This is a genomic window from Runella defluvii (assembly GCF_014195535.1).
Lineage (GTDB): Bacteria > Bacteroidota > Bacteroidia > Cytophagales > Spirosomataceae > Runella > Runella defluvii.
Genome location: NZ_JACIBY010000002.1, coordinates 135,976 through 152,924 on the forward strand (window position 1 = coordinate 135,976; position 16,949 = coordinate 152,924).

At 41.9% G+C, this 16,949-nt stretch carries 12 protein-coding genes; 5 read left to right on the top strand and 7 right to left on the bottom strand.

Annotated features, from left to right (window positions below; translation table 11 throughout):
- Positions 1–119 precede the first annotated feature (119 nt).
- The 5 genes from FHS57_RS05400 to ruvX all read right to left on the bottom strand — a co-directional run bounded on the left by FHS57_RS05400 (position 120) and on the right by ruvX (position 3,908).
- Complete coding sequence (locus FHS57_RS05400) at positions 120–1,046, bottom strand: DNA adenine methylase (protein ID WP_183971876.1); 927 nt, start codon at positions 1,044–1,046, stop codon at positions 120–122.
- 4 nt (positions 1,047–1,050) lie between these two features.
- Positions 1,051–1,962: a type II restriction endonuclease gene (locus tag FHS57_RS05405; RefSeq protein WP_183971877.1), complete on the bottom strand. Its 912-nt coding sequence runs from the start codon at positions 1,960–1,962 to the stop codon at positions 1,051–1,053.
- Between the two features lie 92 nt (positions 1,963–2,054).
- On the bottom strand, positions 2,055–2,783 hold the full coding sequence (locus FHS57_RS05410; RefSeq protein ID WP_183971878.1) for a ribonuclease H-like domain-containing protein: 729 nt from the start codon (positions 2,781–2,783) through the stop codon (positions 2,055–2,057).
- Between the two features lie 133 nt (positions 2,784–2,916).
- Entirely contained in the window at positions 2,917–3,489 is a 573-nt protein-coding gene (def, locus tag FHS57_RS05415; RefSeq protein WP_183971879.1) for a peptide deformylase, read from the bottom strand.
- Between the two features lie 5 nt (positions 3,490–3,494).
- Entirely contained in the window at positions 3,495–3,908 is a 414-nt protein-coding gene (gene ruvX, locus FHS57_RS05420; RefSeq protein WP_028524396.1) for a Holliday junction resolvase RuvX, read from the bottom strand.
- A 325-nt stretch (positions 3,909–4,233) separates the two neighbouring features.
- Here ruvX and FHS57_RS05425 point away from each other — a divergent pair, with 325 nt between their 5' ends.
- The 3 genes from FHS57_RS05425 (at position 4,234) to FHS57_RS05435 (ending at position 7,523) form a co-directional block, all read left to right on the top strand.
- Entirely contained in the window at positions 4,234–5,736 is a 1,503-nt protein-coding gene (locus tag FHS57_RS05425) for a trypsin-like peptidase domain-containing protein (RefSeq protein ID WP_183971880.1), read from the top strand.
- A gap of 104 nt (positions 5,737–5,840) precedes the next feature.
- Positions 5,841–7,025: a cation:proton antiporter gene (locus FHS57_RS05430; RefSeq protein WP_183971881.1), complete on the top strand. Its 1,185-nt coding sequence runs from the start codon at positions 5,841–5,843 to the stop codon at positions 7,023–7,025.
- 141 nt (positions 7,026–7,166) lie between these two features.
- Positions 7,167–7,523, top strand: coding sequence for a helix-turn-helix domain-containing protein (locus FHS57_RS05435; protein WP_183971882.1), 357 nt, complete (start codon positions 7,167–7,169; stop codon positions 7,521–7,523).
- Positions 7,524–7,673: 150 nt separating this feature from the next.
- Here the strand turns inward: FHS57_RS05435 and FHS57_RS05440 are convergent, their stop codons facing one another.
- Together FHS57_RS05440 and FHS57_RS05445 are read right to left on the bottom strand one after the other, a co-directional pair.
- Entirely contained in the window at positions 7,674–8,612 is a 939-nt protein-coding gene (locus FHS57_RS05440) for a sugar phosphate isomerase/epimerase family protein (protein WP_028524393.1), read from the bottom strand.
- Between the two features lie 118 nt (positions 8,613–8,730).
- A complete protein-coding gene (locus tag FHS57_RS05445) occupies positions 8,731–10,950 on the bottom strand; it encodes a S9 family peptidase (RefSeq protein WP_183971883.1) in 2,220 nt (739 codons plus the stop codon).
- A gap of 129 nt (positions 10,951–11,079) precedes the next feature.
- Here FHS57_RS05445 and FHS57_RS05450 point away from each other — a divergent pair, with 129 nt between their 5' ends.
- Together FHS57_RS05450 and FHS57_RS05455 are read left to right on the top strand one after the other, a co-directional pair.
- A complete protein-coding gene (locus FHS57_RS05450) occupies positions 11,080–11,949 on the top strand; it encodes a carbon-nitrogen hydrolase (protein WP_028524391.1) in 870 nt (289 codons plus the stop codon).
- A 217-nt stretch (positions 11,950–12,166) separates the two neighbouring features.
- Positions 12,167–16,924 (top strand): hypothetical protein, encoded by a 4,758-nt coding sequence (locus tag FHS57_RS05455; protein WP_183971884.1) that lies wholly within the window; start codon positions 12,167–12,169, stop codon positions 16,922–16,924.
- The last annotated feature ends 25 nt before the right edge of the window (positions 16,925–16,949 follow it).

Here is a 16,949-nt window from a genome sequence, read left to right on the forward strand (position 1 = left end):
GCATAATTCAGCATAAAAAAAGGAGGCGCTTCGTTAGAAATGCCTCCTTTTTTTATTTAAAGTCATTACTCCGCCCGCACAATATTCTCGGGCTTCACGGTAAAGCTTTTATCTTATTCTTAAACCCAAATAAATTCTAATTGTTGTTCTTTTGGTTTCTTTTTCACTCCATGATTATGCTGGTCGATTTGGTCGGTATCAAAATTACAAACTAACGCTTCAACAACAGTTCGTCTATTTTCAACACTACCACCATTATGGTAGAAATGGTCTTTAGTAACAATATTAAACTTATTCCAATATTTGTTAATCATTTCGTTTTCTCGCCAATCATTATGATGCCAAGTAGAGAGAATAAACTTTGCTTTAGTTTCTGACAGCAAGTTAAATAAAAGCTCTTCGTCCTGCTCTTTCCAACCATTGTAATAGTCAACATGTCTTCCATAATAGGGTGGATCACAATAAATAATATCGTTTTCATTAGCTAATGGAATTATTTCAGCAAAAGACTTATTATAAAATAACCAATTAGGTTCGGGTTGGATAATTTGAGAAACAGTTGCAACCTGATTAGTGATTTTAGTAATATAGGCTTGTGCGAAACGGTCAGGCTTTTTACAAAATGGAATATTCCAATTACCCTTACTACCAAAACGCATCATTCCATTAAAACCTGCCCTTGATAAAAAAATAAAGTCATAAGGCGAAAACTCTCCCCCATTAAAACGAGATCGAACTTTTAAATAGTGCTCATAGCCGTTATTATCGGCCAAGCTCAACAACCTTCCCTCTTCTTCTAAATATTTTTTCATTAAAGGAGCAGAAATGCTTTTTTCTTGAACTCCTTTATAAAATCCTATTATGTGAGGATTCGTATCGTTTAAAATTGCGTTTTTATAACCAGCATTAAATGCTACGACTCCAGTACCTAAGAACGGTTCTATCCATTTCCCCTTTTGATTGGCGATTGTTGCTAAATCCTTAATCCAAGGAACCAATTTAGTCTTAATACCCTGGCTTTTTATAGGTGGAATAATTACTTTCATAAGCTTACTCTTTTGAATGTCTTGTAACAATTTTATCCCACAAATCCGTCCTACCTTTAAATTCTAGAAAATCTTTGAGGTTAGTAATTTTAATGGTTTTACCATTTTTCACCATCGTTGCAAAACCAAAATTTATCCAATACTCGTCAAACCACTCTTCTCCAAGTTGGCTAAAGACCCCATTTTCGTTTCTTAAATCTTCAATGCTTAATGTAGAACCAATATTTGCTGTATTGCCAGAGCCTTGTTTGTCACTTGCTATTTTCCACTTTTCTGCCGCGAAAAAATCAAAATCTTTGATTACAGATGTTATGGATTTTAAATCTTTAACCGTTGTAACCTCTCTTTCACCAATCTTCTTATTTGGTATTTCGTACTCTTCTTGCATTTCCTGAACCTGATAAATTTCTGTATCAGAAATAGCGTCACCATCTATATCAGTCCTTGTATAGATAACACCCAAACAGTAATGGCCTAAATATTGATTATATGGAAATTGAATATTCTTTTTCTTATCTCTTTCCTTAAAATAACTTCCATGACTACCTAGTGTAAAACTTGAAATTCCACTTTTCTTACGATAAGTTGTTTTCAAATCTACCGCAAACTTCACATCTTCATTGTGTTTATTTATAAAAGTAAGGTCAGGATAATAATTTTGGTGTTCAGTTAGCAATATTTTATACCCAATTTCGTCAGCAAACTGAAGAATTTGAGGAAAAATGTGTATTTCAAGAATTTTTGAAACAATTTTAGTATCAGACGAAATCGTATAAATGTTCTTATAAACGTCAATGAAACCTTTTATCGACCAATCACCATTATCAGTTGAAACATAACTTTCTAATTTTTGGGTAAATCTATCGAGTTCTTTTTTGAAATTGCCCTTATACTTTATCTTATCTGCAGCTGTCATTGTATCAAAGTTAGTAAAATTTTACTCTATGTTTCTGCCTGCTAAGGTTAATAAGAATGGTGGAAGCATTCCTCATACACCTAAACAGCCCCTCACTCCGCCCGCACAATATTCTCAGGCTTCACGGTCTCAAATTGGTTGAGACGCAGCCACAGTTGAGCGAGTACGACCACGTCTTCTTTGCAGTAGCGCCGAATGCGGTCGAGGTCTTTTTCAGCATAATACACCCGCGTCACGTCTTCGCCGCTGATGTCTGACTTACTGCTCGGAATTCCAAACAGCGCTGCCAACAAGTCCAACTGCGCAAAGCTTTTGTAGTCGCCATAACGCCACATGTCGAGCGTATCTTGGTGAAGGATTTCCCACGGCTTTTTGCCCGAAAGTTGGAGTGATTCGGGAAGTGTAATGCCGTTGACTAGCATCCGTCGGCAGATGTAGGGGAAGTCAAATTCCTTACCGTTATGAGCACAAAGAATAAGCTGGTTTTGAGGGTATTTTTCGAGCAACTCTTTAAACTCCAACAACAACGCCCGCTCGTCGTCGCCCGCGAGGGATTTTACTTTAAAGCGCGGCTGTTCATCGGTGGTATTCCAATAAAGCGCCCCAACTCCGATGCAAATGATTTTTCCAAACTCCGCATAAATTGCCGCCCGACGGTAAAACAAGTCGAACGGAGCCACGTGGTCGTCGTTGCGAATATTGGCGGCTTTACGTTCCCACTGCTCCTGCATTCGTTCGTCAAGCTGGTCAAATGAAGCTTTCGACGAAACCGTTTCGATGTCGATAAAAAGTACGTTTTTAGCTTTTTTGCGAAGGTCCATGGCGATGCAGTTTAAGGAACGAATAGTAAGAAAAAATCAGAAGTCACTTGCTTGTGCGCTACGGTCAGGTTGTGAGCAACCTGACCCACCCGTGTGGAGGGTTGCTCATAACCCGACCGATTACAACAAACAATTATTTCGGGAAGCGCATTCGGTAATCTACCTTCACTGCGCCTTTGGTAATGTCAGCTAAGCGTTTTTTGAGCATTTGGCGCTTGAGCATCGGCAAGTAATCCGTAAACAATTTACCCTCTAGGTGGTCGTATTCGTGTTGAATGATACGCGCCGCCATGCCGTCGTATTCTTCGATTTGTTCGTTCCACTCAGAGTCACGGTATTTTATTTTGAGTTTTTCGGGACGATATACATCCGCCCGAATGCCTGGAATACTCAAGCATCCTTCTTCAAACGCCCATTCGTCGCCCGTTTCTTCCAAAATTTGGGGATTGATAAACACTTTTTTGAATCCTTCCAAACTTGGGTCTTTGTCCTCTTCTTCTTCGTCTTCGTTGAGAATAGTACCATCTACGACAAACACACGAATACTTTGTCCTACTTGTGGCGCTGCCAACCCAATGCCCGACGATTCGTACATGGTTTCGTACATATTTGCTACAAATTCGGCCAGGTTGATTTCGTCTTTTTCAATGGGTCGAGCCACTTTACGCAAAACGGGATCGCCGTATGCTACGATGGGAAATATCATGGAAATTATTTTTTCGTGGTTAAATACGATTGTAAAATGATGGTCGCGCTCATTTTGTCGATGTTGGATTTATCCTGACGGTCACTTTTTTTAGTTCCCATCGAAATCATCGTTTGGAGTGCCATACTGCTGGTAAAACGCTCGTCGTGTTCGTAAACGGGTGTTTCGGGAAAAGCTTTTTTGAGTTGTTTGATAAAGCCCTTCACGTGCGGCGTGTTGTTGGTATCGGTATTGTCCAATTTTCGGGGCATTCCTACCACAAACGACTCCACGGCTTCTGCGGCAGTATAACGCTTCAAAAAGTCGATTAATTCGTGCGAACGAACCGTATCAAGCGCCGTCGCAATGATTTGCAATGGGTCTGTTACGGCAATACCCGTCCGTTTTGTCCCGTAATCAATCGCAATGATTCGCGCCATTTATTCGTTGTTTCATCGTTTAAACCTTATAGGTTTTGAAAACCTACAAGGTTTACGTAATTAATTAAGTTGCAAATATAGCAGAAAATTCGTCAGCCTCTTTGGGGAAAAATGTTGAAAAGCTGCCCCAGCGAAATGACATTTTGGCAGAATTGGAGCGCTCGCATTATTATTTTATAGAAGAAAGTGTTCTCCAAACAATGTCTTGTTAAATATTGTTAAAAGTTAGAAATTGGGGCACGGAATGCTTTTAAAACGCGTTATCTCGGTACTTTTTTTACAAGCAATCACTCAAAAAAACCATAACCAAAAGCTCATAAAAGTCATGAATCAGAATTGGAAATCATTGGCATTGGTTGGACTTATTTCAAGTGCAGCGACCATCGGAGGTTACAAGCTTATTGGAGGTCTTGACGATACCAAAGACGTTATTTTCAAAGAAGCCGACAGCCCATTGGCGCGCTTCACCTCGGCTCCTCCTGCGGGTGCAGCCGTTGATTTTACCTATGCGGCCGAAATATCAACCCCAGCCGTAGTTCACATCAAAGCATCGGCCATGCGCCAAGCCCAGCAAAGAGGCATGGATTTGTTCGATTTCTTTGGCGAAGATTTCGGTTTTCGCCGTGGCGGGCCTCAAAAGCAAGAGTCATCAGGCTCGGGGGTCATCGTTAGCGCCGACGGTTTTATTGTCACCAACAACCACGTGGTAGAAGGTGCCGAAGAACTCGAAGTAGTCATGTCGAACAAACGCACCTACAAAGCCAAAGTAATTGGTACTGACCCTTCTACGGACATTGCGGTGATTCAAATCCCTGCCAAAGACCTACCTTCGCTCGCGTTTGGGAACTCCGACGCCATCAAAGTGGGAGAATGGGTAGTAGCCGTAGGAAACCCTTTCAACTTAGAATCGACCGTGACAGCGGGGATTGTCAGTGCCAAAGGTCGTGGAATTGGCATATTGAACCAACGCCAATCAGCCAACCGTCAAGGTGGCGATACACCGCTTGAATCGTTTATTCAAACCGATGCAGTAGTCAACCCTGGTAACTCAGGAGGTGCTTTGGTTAACCTGAAAGGAGAATTGGTAGGTATCAACACGGCGATTGCCAGCCCAACGGGAAGCTACGCAGGCTATGCGTTTGCCGTACCTGCTAGTTTGGTGAAGAAAGTGTCAAGCGATATTATTAAGTTCGGTGGGGTTCAACGTGGATACATTGGTATCATCCCAGAAGAACTAGACAGCAAAAAAGCTGACCAGTACGACGTTAGAGTCGCAACGGGGATTTATGTCAAAGGATTTGGTGATGGCAGTAGTGCCGCCAAAGACGCTGGCTTAAAAGTAGGGGACGTTATCACCAAAGTCGATGGCATTGAGGTGGACTCTGACCCTAAATTCCGCGAACTTGTGGCCCGTAAGCGCCCAGGCGAAGCCGTCAACTTGACCGTCAACCGCAATGGTTCGGTGAAGGATTATAGTGTGATTCTCCGTAACCGCGAAGGTGGAAAAGAAATCATCAAAACCGATGAAGCAGATGCAGCCCTTGGTTCGCTTGGTGCCCAGTTTGGGGACCTCAACTCACGCGAAGTACAACGTCTTCAACGTGCCAACATCAGTGGAGGGGTAAAAGTAACGGCCATGCAAGGCGGAAAGCTTGCCCGAGTAGGTGTAGAAGAAGGTTTTGTGATTACGAAAGTCAACGACAAAGCTGTTCATTCAGTCAAAGAACTTAAAGCAGCATTGGCAGGAAAAAATGGTGGTCGCGTTCAGATGGAAGGTTTGTACCTCGATTATCCAGAAGACGTTTATTCGTTTGGATTCAATTTATAATCTTTGATTTATCACTCAAAGGGTTAGGGCTGTAAAAGTCCTAACCCTTTGTTTTTTTCAGAGGTTTAGTTATTATTGCTTGTTCTCCTAACCAAATTACACCAATGACAACCGCGATTATCATCACCATTTGTCTTTTAATCTTAGCTGCTTATATATTTGATATTACCTCTTCAAAAACCAAAATACCATCCGTTATTTTATTGCTCCTCATGGGATGGGGAGTTCGTCAGCTTTCGATGTCAACGGGGCTTTTTATTCCAAATCTCACACCTGTACTACCCATTTTAGGGACTATTGGACTAATCCTCATTGTCTTAGAAGGTTCACTGGAATTACAACTCAATGGTTCAAAACTTGGGTCTGTCAAAGAATCGTTCATGGTAGCATTGCTTCCTATGGTAGTCTTAGCCATCGGAACGACTGCCGCTTTTGTCTATTGGGGGGGAACATCTTTTAAGGATACCCTATTAAACGTACTTCCGTTGTGCGTCATCAGTAGCGCCATTGCCATTCCGAGCGTCAAAAATTTACCAAATACCCAAAAAGAATTTGTCATTTATGAAAGTAGTCTTTCTGACATTTTGGGGGTGGTATTTTTTAATTTTGTGGCCTTCAACGAAGCCTTCGGCTTTAGCTCACTTACCCAATTTGTTGGTCAGTTGCTGGCTATTATTCTCATTTCGTTTGTGGCTACGGGTGCGCTGTCCTACTTATTGAGCAAAATCGACCACCACATCAAGTTTGCGCCCATTATTCTGCTCATTATTTTGATTTATAATGTGTCGAAAGTTTATCACCTTCCTGCCCTGATTTTTATTCTTATTTTTGGATTGTTTCTGGGAAATTTAGACGAAATCAAGCGATTTGGCTGGGTAGAGAGGCTTAAACCCAATGTCCTTGACCGTGAAGTGGCGAAGTTCAAGGAGATTGTCATCGAAGCGACGTTTGTGATTCGGGTTTTATTCTTTTTATTGTTTGGTTACCTAATGGAAAGTGCCGAAATTTTTAACCCCAATACGTTTGTGTGGGCAGTTGGTATCGTTGCGGGGATTTTTGTCGCCCGAGCTGCTGCCCTAAAAATATACGGCATTCCACTTTCACCTTTGGTGTTTGTCGCGCCACGTGGTTTGATCACCATTCTTCTTTTTTTAAGCATTCCTGCCACTCAAATGATTCCCCTAATCAACAAATCTCTGATTATTCAAATCATTATTCTCACTGCCCTCATTATGATGGCAGGCTTGATGTTAAATAAAAAAGGCGAGCCCGAAAAAGACACTCATTGAGTGTCGAGGGGTGAATGAAGAATGTCGAACGTGCTGAGGGTTGCTCACAACCCGAGTTTTTATTCTATTGTGGGTAGGAACGCACGCTGCCTATGATAGAATTGATGCAAAAAAAATTGAATTTAAACGAAAGTCTCAACCATGATAAAACCGATAAAGACAGAAGAGCAGTACGAGGAGGCACTTGAGCGTGTTTATCATTTACTTCAAACTGAGCCACAACCTCAAACCGAAAAAGGCGACGAATTGGAGTTATTGGTAACTCTTATTGAATCGTACGAAGCTATCCACTACCCTATGAGTGCTTCGGATCCCGTAGCCTATTTAAAAAATAAGATGGCTCAAAATGGACTCAAACAAATAGATCTGATTCCGTTTATTGGGGATAAAGCTATGGTTTCTAAGGTATTAAATAAAAAAAGAGAATTAACTCTTTCAATGATTAAGCGTTTGAGTAAAGGACTAAATATCCCTGCTACTCGCTTAATTGGGCATTAAAAGAGTGTCGAGTGCAGAGTAGAGAATGTCAAATGTGCAGAGGGGTGCTCACAACCTGAATTTTGATTCCGCATTTTAGGACTATACGTCGGGGTGTAAGCACCCCGACGCACACAAGACAGTCGGGTTTTGAGAAACCCTCCTCACCTTCTAAACACTTGCGCCTACACGCTCCAAAAGTTTCTTAGTAGCTTTGATACCGTCGTATTCTGACGTTACATTTCCTTCGTATTCGATACCTACAATGCCACGGAAACCTGCGTCTTTCACAATTTTGAGAAGTTTGGCGTAATCCATTTTCGCTTCGTTGCCATTGGCATCAAAATCGTTGGTTTTGGCACTTACCCCTTTGGCAAATGGCATCAACTCTTTTACCCCCAAATAACGGTCGTATTCTTCGGTGCAGCTTCCACCCCACTCGCCACCCGTACTGCGCTTGATACAGAAATTGCCAAAATCAGGAAGGGTACCTACATTTTTCATGTTTACTTGCTTCATCACTCCCGACAACCACTTACCATCGGATGAAAAACCTCCGTGGTTTTCTACGATTACGTTGATGCCCACAGGAGCGGCAAATTCACCCAATTTACCCAATCCGTCAACGGCAGCTTTGGCTACTTCCTCGGCTGTACCGCGACCAAATGAGTTTACCCGAATGGTCTTACAACCCAAGTATTTGGCACATTCTACCCATTTTTTGTGGTTGTCAACGGCCTTATTACGCGTTGCATCATCCGTTTCGGCTAGGCCACCTTCGCCGTCAATCATAATGAGGTGGTTTTTGATGTCGTTGTCCTTACAACGCATCAAAAGCTCGTTGAGGTAAGCCGTGTCTTTGGCTTTGTCTTTAAACATCTGATTGACGTACTCCACAATCCCAATCCCGAACTCTTTACGAGCGACCACGGGAAAGTCTAAGTTAGTCAGTTTTTTCTCGTTGAAAATAGCTTTGTGCAACGACCACTCGGCCAATGAAATCTCAAACCATAGTTTTTTCTGGGGCTCAAAGGCCAACACTTCAGGAGCAAGCGCTGCAGCCCCTGCCACAGCCCCTAATTGCTTGATAAACGAGCGACGATTGTTCATGTAGTTAATTAAAAAGGGTTTGTACTAATTTATACGTACCCATTGAAGTTGACACCAAAATCATCACACTTCAATGGGTTTTTATTTTACTCTTCAAAAGGCAATCGTGGAAGTATTTTTACTTCTTCCCAACGTACCGCTCAAAAAACTCATAAATCCGCAACATACGGTCGATACGCTGACGAGGATTTCCGCTGCGGCTCAATTCGTGCGTTCCGCCTGGCATACGTACATACTCCACCTCTTTCCCCATGATTTTCAATGACTTGTACATCATTTCACTTTGAATCACGCCCGTGCGCAAGTCGTTTTCGCCGTGTTTAATCAGAAAAGGAGTTTTAATTTTATCCACAAACGTATAAGGCGAATTCGCATCCATCGACGCCTTCGTTTCAGCCTCCCACGGATAGCCACCAAAATAATTAGGCACCAAACGCCACGCGTTTCCTTCGCCCATAAAAGTCGTCAAATCATACACACCGCGCTGCGCAAAAGCCGCCTTAAAACGGTGGTCGTGCGCAATAATCCACGCCGTCAAATAACCCGCATACGACCCGCCCGTAATCACTTGGCGCGACGTGTCAGCCCATGATTCTTTGGCCGCTTCCGAACAAGCACGCAATACGTCTTCGGCAGGGCCTGTTCCCCAATCACGGTAGTTGGCGCGCATAAACTCTACGCCGTAGCCTCCTGAACCGCGTGGATTGGCATAAACAACCCCGTAACCTTGGGCACAGAAATACTGAAACTCATGCCACATAGAGCCTTCGCCTGGCCCCCACATGGCGGTTGGGCCACCGTGCATATTCAGCAATAACGGATATTTTTTACCCGCTTCCACCACCGTTGGCTTCATAATCCAGTACTCCACGGTCTGGCCTTTCGAGTTCGTAAACGTGTGTTTGGTAGGAATACTCAAGGCCTTTTTAGCTACCCAATCGTTGTGCGACGACAATTTTTGGGCATTTTTCATCAACACATCGGCCCGATACAACTCGGATGGATTCGTAACTTCGGTTTTGGCAAAAACTACTTGATTGGGCTGTACATCAAAATCGGTTACTCCTGTGTCATAGTCAGAAAGTTGCTCTACTTTTTCTACCGTTGGCACTGCGCGGTACAACGGCGCACCTCCGTTTGAAGAAGCTGTAAAGTAAACATACTCGACTTTACCTACTTCTTTTTTGTTTTTGGGAAATGTCAACGTCACCCATTTCAAATTACCTGGCGAACGGTCAAAGGGATTAATACTGTAGGTAGCACCCACATTTTTTAAGTTCAAAAAGCCTAAATGCGATTGGTCAAGCGTACCTGATTTTATGGCTGCTTGCGACGTTGTAAACGCCAACCACTGTCCATCGGGCGAAGGCGTAGGCTGTCCAAAACTACGCGCTTTGTCCGTCAAAACAGTACGAACACCGCTTCCGTCGGCATTCATTACACAAATTCGGTTGGCTAGGTCGCGGTCAGGGTGAACGAGCGTATCGGTACGCGTGGCAAACCAAATTTGTTTTCCATCGCCCGACCATGCACCTGATCCGTAAGAATAAAACCCTTTTGTCAACGGCAATGGCTTTGCTCCTTCTTTTACGTCAATCACCAACAAATGCGAAAAGCTCAACTCCTGCCCCGCCGAAGCTTCGCCTTGGAAATTGAGACGGTTGATAACTTTCGCTTTTTTATCCTCCACATCCTTGTCAAGGTACGCTCTGATTTCCTCAATGGTGCCATCAGGATTAGGTTTGGCGGTATTTTTTTTGAGTTGTTCGTTTTTCAAAAAACCTGCTTTTTCCAAACTCCATGCAGGCCCACCTTTTGACGGGTTCAAAATCGAATCTGTCATCAAAGTCGCAAAGCTTACCGAGGTCGAGAATAAAATTTTAGAACCGTCGGGCGAAAACTGCGGCCCACCTGCGCCGTGCTTGTAGTCAGTCAACTGCCACGCTTCCCCTCCGTCCAAAGGCATCATAAAAATTTGAGATTTCCCCTTTACACTACGAGTAAAAGCAATGCTTTTGCCATCGGGGCTCCAAACAGGCCCCACGGCACTTTCGCTGCCACGCGTGAGGGCACGAGGCGCTGTTTTCCCATCTGCATCCGCCAGCCAAATGTGCAATTTGTAGTCATAATCGCTGCCATCGGCGTTGGGTTCAATGGTATTTACGTTGTACACGATACGTTTTCCATCGGGCGAAATCGCGACGTTGCCCAGTTGTTTGATGCGAGTGAGGTCAGAAGCGACCACTTTTTCTTTGGTTTGGGCAATACTGCCAAACGATACGCTTATGACAAGAGCGCAGTGTAGAAAAGCGCTTGTTAGATTAGTAAAAAAACGCATAATGAAGAGTTTGTTGATTTTTGTCCGAAAGTACAGACTTTTGAAGACTTATAAAAAATTGACAAAAATCCGTTTCAGGTTGTAGATACCTAGCTACCCGTTATTTTTGTGGTCTAAAATCATTTTCAAATGCGAAACGTAAAAGTAGGTTTGGTGCAAATGAGCTGCACCGCCGATGTCAACGATAATTTAGCAAAAGCCATCGCCAAAACCCGCGAAGCCGCTGCGCAAGGTGCTCAAATTGTTTGCCTTCAAGAATTGTTTAAGTCGCTCTATTTCTGTGACGTAGAAGACCACGCCAATTTTAGCCTTGGCGAAGCTATCCCAGGGCCTACCACCGACGTTCTTAGCGAATTAGCCAAGGAACTCGGTATTGTCATTATCGCTTCCTTGTTTGAAAAACGCGCCCCAGGCTTGTACCACAACACCACCGCCGTTTTGGACGCCGACGGAAGTTATTTGGGGAAATACCGAAAAATGCACATTCCCGACGACCCAGGCTACTACGAGAAGTTCTATTTTACCCCAGGGGATTTGGGCTACAAAGTGTTTCAAACCAAATTTGGGAAATTGGGCGTGCTTATTTGTTGGGACCAATGGTACCCCGAAGCAGCCCGTATCACGAGCTTGATGGGGGCGGAAATTTTGTTTTACCCAACGGCCATTGGCTGGGATGTCAACGAACAAGACCCTGCCATTAGCCAAGAACAATACAACGCCTGGCAGACCATTCAGCGAAGCCACTCCGTTGCGAACGGCGTGTATGTGGTGTCGGTCAATCGCGTAGGGCGCGAAGCCGACCAGCAGTTTTGGGGAGGGTCGTTTGTTTCCAATCCTTTCGGAAGCCTGATGTACTTGGCTTCTCACGACCAAGAAGAGACGAAGGTAATTGAACTCGATTTGGACAAAACGGAGTATTATCGCACTACGTGGCCTTACCTCCGCGACCGCCGCATCGACAGCTACCAGCCAATCACGAAGCGCTTGATTGACGAGTAATCAGTACATTATTTAGAGTAGGCAGTTTTCAGGAACTGCCTACTCTCCCTTTTTCTCAAAACTCACGCCTTCCTAGATTTCGGCATCTACTGCGCCTTTTGCTCCTAATTCATAAAACAAATACTGATTTTCACAAAACAAACGCTTGGTTTCATAAAATAGGGCTTCTTAATTTCCAGAAGTTTATTTACATTGAGAGGTGTAAACCTAAGCCCTCATGAAGCCGTTTGTTACTAGCTCTATTTATTATACACTGGTGAGTATTTTATTTATTACCTATCTCTCACCAAAGGTATTTTCCCAAAATATTCCCGACCCCAACTTTGCCGCAGCCATCCGAGCCGCCTGCCCTACTTGCATTGATGGAGCTAATAATTTATTGCCTCCTGCAAAGACCCTAACAAGCCTTGACGTCTCAAATAAAAATATTTCTGACCTGACAGGGATTGGTGGTTTTACGGTATTAACATATTTTAATTGCAATGACAATCAACTAACAAATTTATCTGTACTACCCAATACTATTTCGACTTTGTGGGCTGAGAATAATTCACTCACAAGTATATCGCCTTTACCAACAAATTTGACGTACTTAATTTGCCGTAATAACAAGCTTACAAGCCTTCCTACTTTACCAACTGGTTTAACGACGTTTGATTGTCAAAACAATTTGTTAACAAGCTTACCTAACTTACCAGCCAGTTTGATTTCTTTATGGTGCTCGCAAAATAATTTATCCACTTTACCTAGCCTACCTAATTCTCTAAGTTCACTATACGCTAATTTTAACCAAATAACAGCCATAACTTCCTTTTCCAGTAATTTAATACGAATTCATTTATTTGGGAACGAACTTACAAATTTGCCTACTTTACCTGCTACTTTAGAAAGGATTGATGTAGGGTCCAACCTTATCACGAGCTTACCTACTTTGCCGAATAATTTAACAGGCTTATTCTGTGGAAGTAATCTTTTTACCCAACTGCCTTCATTACCAAATACTTTGACAGAATTAGATTGCTCTTTTAGTCTACTTACGTCATTACCTACTTTACCCGCGACACTATCGAAGCTATATATTGATGAAAAAATTACTTGTTTACCGAATATAATTGTAGGATTAGAAGTATACCGTTATTACAGTCCTATCCCCACTCCCCCTGTTTGTGGTACACCAACTTGCCCTGCCCCAGTAGCCACGGGAGCGGATATTTGCCTTGGCACTTCTGTGACTCTAACAGCAACTGGATGTAGTGGTAATGGAGCAGTGTTGAAATGGTATAAATCAGCAAATGACTCGCTTGCAGTGATGCCAGTCGCGCCCAATACAACCACTAACTACTACGCCAAATGTGAAATAACAACAAATGGCGTAACGTGTATATCGCCAGCCAGTAATAGTGTTGCAGTGACGTTATCAACCTCTTCTTTGTTGGAGGTGGCAGCTATTACTACTTCTGTAAATAATCCAGTTCCAATTGGCAGTACTATAACTTTTAAGACAAAAGCTATGGGGGCAGGACCAATAACCGTAAAATGGCAAAAACGAGGCCCTACAGAAGCTGTTTTTTCTGATATAAATGCAACACTTCAAGCATATACATCCAATACGGACGTAACTTACACTACAGAAGCTTTAATCGTGGCCGACAACGGGGTATCATATCGAGCAGCCTTTGGTTCAACTTGTGGTAATGTATATTCTACAAGCAGTATTATTGCTCTAAATATTTCTCAGCCAAACACTACAAATGCAGCAACGGTTCAACGAGTTAAATATACACCTTCTGGTCAAATTGCTGATATGGATTACAGTGAAAAATATGGTTTGGCAATAGCTGGCGATTTCGACTACTGGGGTATTAATACTGGTTCATTAGCTAAGTTTGATAATAGTTTGGATACTCCAGACACAGATTTTCCCCGAATTTATAACATTGTCAATGATGTTGCTGCAGATGGAGCTGGAGGTTGGTTTGTTTCAGGACTGTCATCAAGAGGGAATTTTGATTCTCGATTTTCAATCAATGAAACAGATGATCCTGATTACAGTAGTGTATATGGCATTGTTCATATTTTAGCAGATAAAAGAATAGATAGAATTTTTAAACTCCAAGCCAATGCCAATTACCCTATTGATTGGTCGATGAGTGTGATAAAAAGGATAATATTAAAAGGTGGGGTTTTATACGCTTACGGCGATTTTAATTCAAGGGGCTTTGGTCCAGTACCGATTACAAATGTTATCGCGATTAATTCTGTTACAGGTCATATTATCTCTTTTCCCAAAATCATAGGTTCTGGTGATATGATTGATATTGGTGATAAGTTATTTTTTTCTGCAAGCAGCTTAAATACACTGAAAGATTCAGAAGGGAAAGGATTCAATGGTTTAGCCGTCATTGATATAAATTCGTTGAAAGTATCTGAATTGAACATAAATTCGAGTGTGCCTAACTTTTTTTCACATGGTCCTCTTGTAAAATCCAATGATAGATTGGTTGTTCGGTTTCAACATAATCAAACTACACAAGCAAAACTTGCGGTATTTGATAGCATGAGCGTGGCTCCAAAATGGGTGATTGACCTCAACAATCAAACGTTCACTGGCCATTTAACAGCAGATAATACCACTGTTTACCTTCTGATTCAGGATACATCTCAGGGCACTCCAGACTTTTTAGTTCAAGCCATTGATATAACTACAGGACAGCCAAAAAGTGGATGGAACTTACAAAGTTTTCGCTTTAAATCGACACAGAATTCCACGCAATCTTATCCTACTTCCATTAGTATAAATAGTAACCGCTTGTTGATTTCAGGTTTATTTGACAAAGTCAATTCACAAACGAGCACTAATGTGGCGATAATTGATTTGGGAACTAATACCCTTTTAAATTGGAATCCAGAGATTAATGGGGCAGTGAATCGTATAAAAGCTATCAACACAACCACTTTTGCCCTTAGCACAGGTTCATTGTTAGTAAAATCAAAGCAACGTAAACAAATCGCGTTTCTAAACCCAATTTCTCAAGAGCTTACTTCTACTCAGTTTAGTTTACCCACTCTTACAAATGGTTTAATAGACAAAGCCGCCGCTATCGCCTACAGTGGTGATACACTTTGGGTAGCTGCTTACAGCGGCGGGAGTACCAGAATATATGGGTTTAATCTAATTGCTAAAGAGCTAATCAATTTCCCTTCTATTGTCGTAAATGGTATTGTACGAAAAATCACTGTTAGAGATAACCTTGTGTACGTACAAGGCGATTTTAGCAACGCGAACGTAGGAGGACAATCTATTGAAAGAAAAGCAATAATGGTTTTTTCTAATACGGGAGCAGTTCAAGCATTTTCTATTAACGTAAACCCCTCTCTTGTTGCCCACATCAAAATACACGACAATTTAGTTTACCTCAAAGGAAATTTCAATAGTATCAATGGGGTTGTTCGCAATTGGTTTGCCTCCGTAAACCGTTTCTCTGGGGCTTTAACGGATTGGAATCCTGACGTTGTTTTTCCTTACCAAATAGATTTGACAAAACCCTTTGAAATTATTGGAAACGACATTGTTTTTAGCGGTATTGTAACTCGGATTGGTTCGTGGAATAACTCGGGGAATAGCACATTTTTCGTTAATCGTGTCACGGGAGCACTCAGTAAAGCTTTACAAAAAGGATACGGCCAAACAGCTACTACCTTTGAATCGGTCGCCAAAGAAAAATACCTATTTATCAGCTTTCCCAATGAGAGCCCCTGCGCTGGTGCAGGGACAGGTACTACGTATTGGGATGTAGAAAAACTGCAATACGCCACCAAGTGCCTCTCGACAGGGGTTGACAATTATAATTTCGCGCGTGAATCTACCTTTGCTGTTAATAAACTATTTGCAAGTTGGTCATGCTCAGGATGTGGTAAGCCTCAATTACTCATGCAGACGACTTTTCCAGAAGGGTTCTTTCAAGGTAAAATTGATTATTTTCCGAAAGTTGGAGGGAATGTCGGTATTTCAACGATTCACTTTTATGGATATAGTTTAGGCTACGGCACAAGAATTATTTTGAGTAAGAGTGGTCAAACCGATTTTGAAATCCCCAATACATCCATCACTTACCCCGAAGCATTTACCGCTAAGGTCAAAATAGACCTGACAGGCTTCACATTAGGTTATTGGAATATAAAAGTCATTTATCCGAATGGCTCAATTGATGAAATCAGCAATGGCATAGAAATAGTACCTTTATCGCCTCCCAATATAAAGACAGAGATTATTGGCCCTTCAGTCATAAGACTTGGACGGGCGCAAACTTATACCATTGAAATTAAAAATAAAGGAGAAGCGGATGCTTATTTAGTACCCGTTTGGGTGACCATTCCTACAGAAAGTAAATTACAGCCAGATTTTGATATTGTGAAATTAGTAAATAATGAGTTCGTTAACGATACGCTCTTTTATGTTCAAGTTGACTCACTTGAAGGGGCGGCTTTAAAAAGTAAACTTTATGGATTCTTTATTGGAAAGGTTGGAGGCTCCGAAACCTTTTCAATGAACCTTAAAATAACACCTCTATTACCTCCTACACCTTCAAACCCTTTCAAAATTACAATTACTGGCAATTACCCTCTTTTCACCCCTTATACTATCGTACAAAATAAATTTGCCTCTACTAACTGGTTTAATTCTCAAGGCGTTAAATGTGCATCAAATTTAATTTGGGAGGCATTAGACTTGGGAAGTGCAGCCGAAAACTTATCGCAATGCACTACCCAAAAACTACAGGAAAATATTACCCCGTATTTCAATAAAATCAAAAACGATGAAACACCAGTACGGATTTTTATTGATTGGCTTTCAATTTTCTCTAAAAAGTTGGGAGAATGTAAACCCCTAACCAATAAACAAGTAGGAACTTCTATTCTGAATGCGAACGCTTATTATACCAACCTTTTTAATTGTTTAACTATTAATAGGTAGGTATAAGTTTTAAAATTTTTGCCAT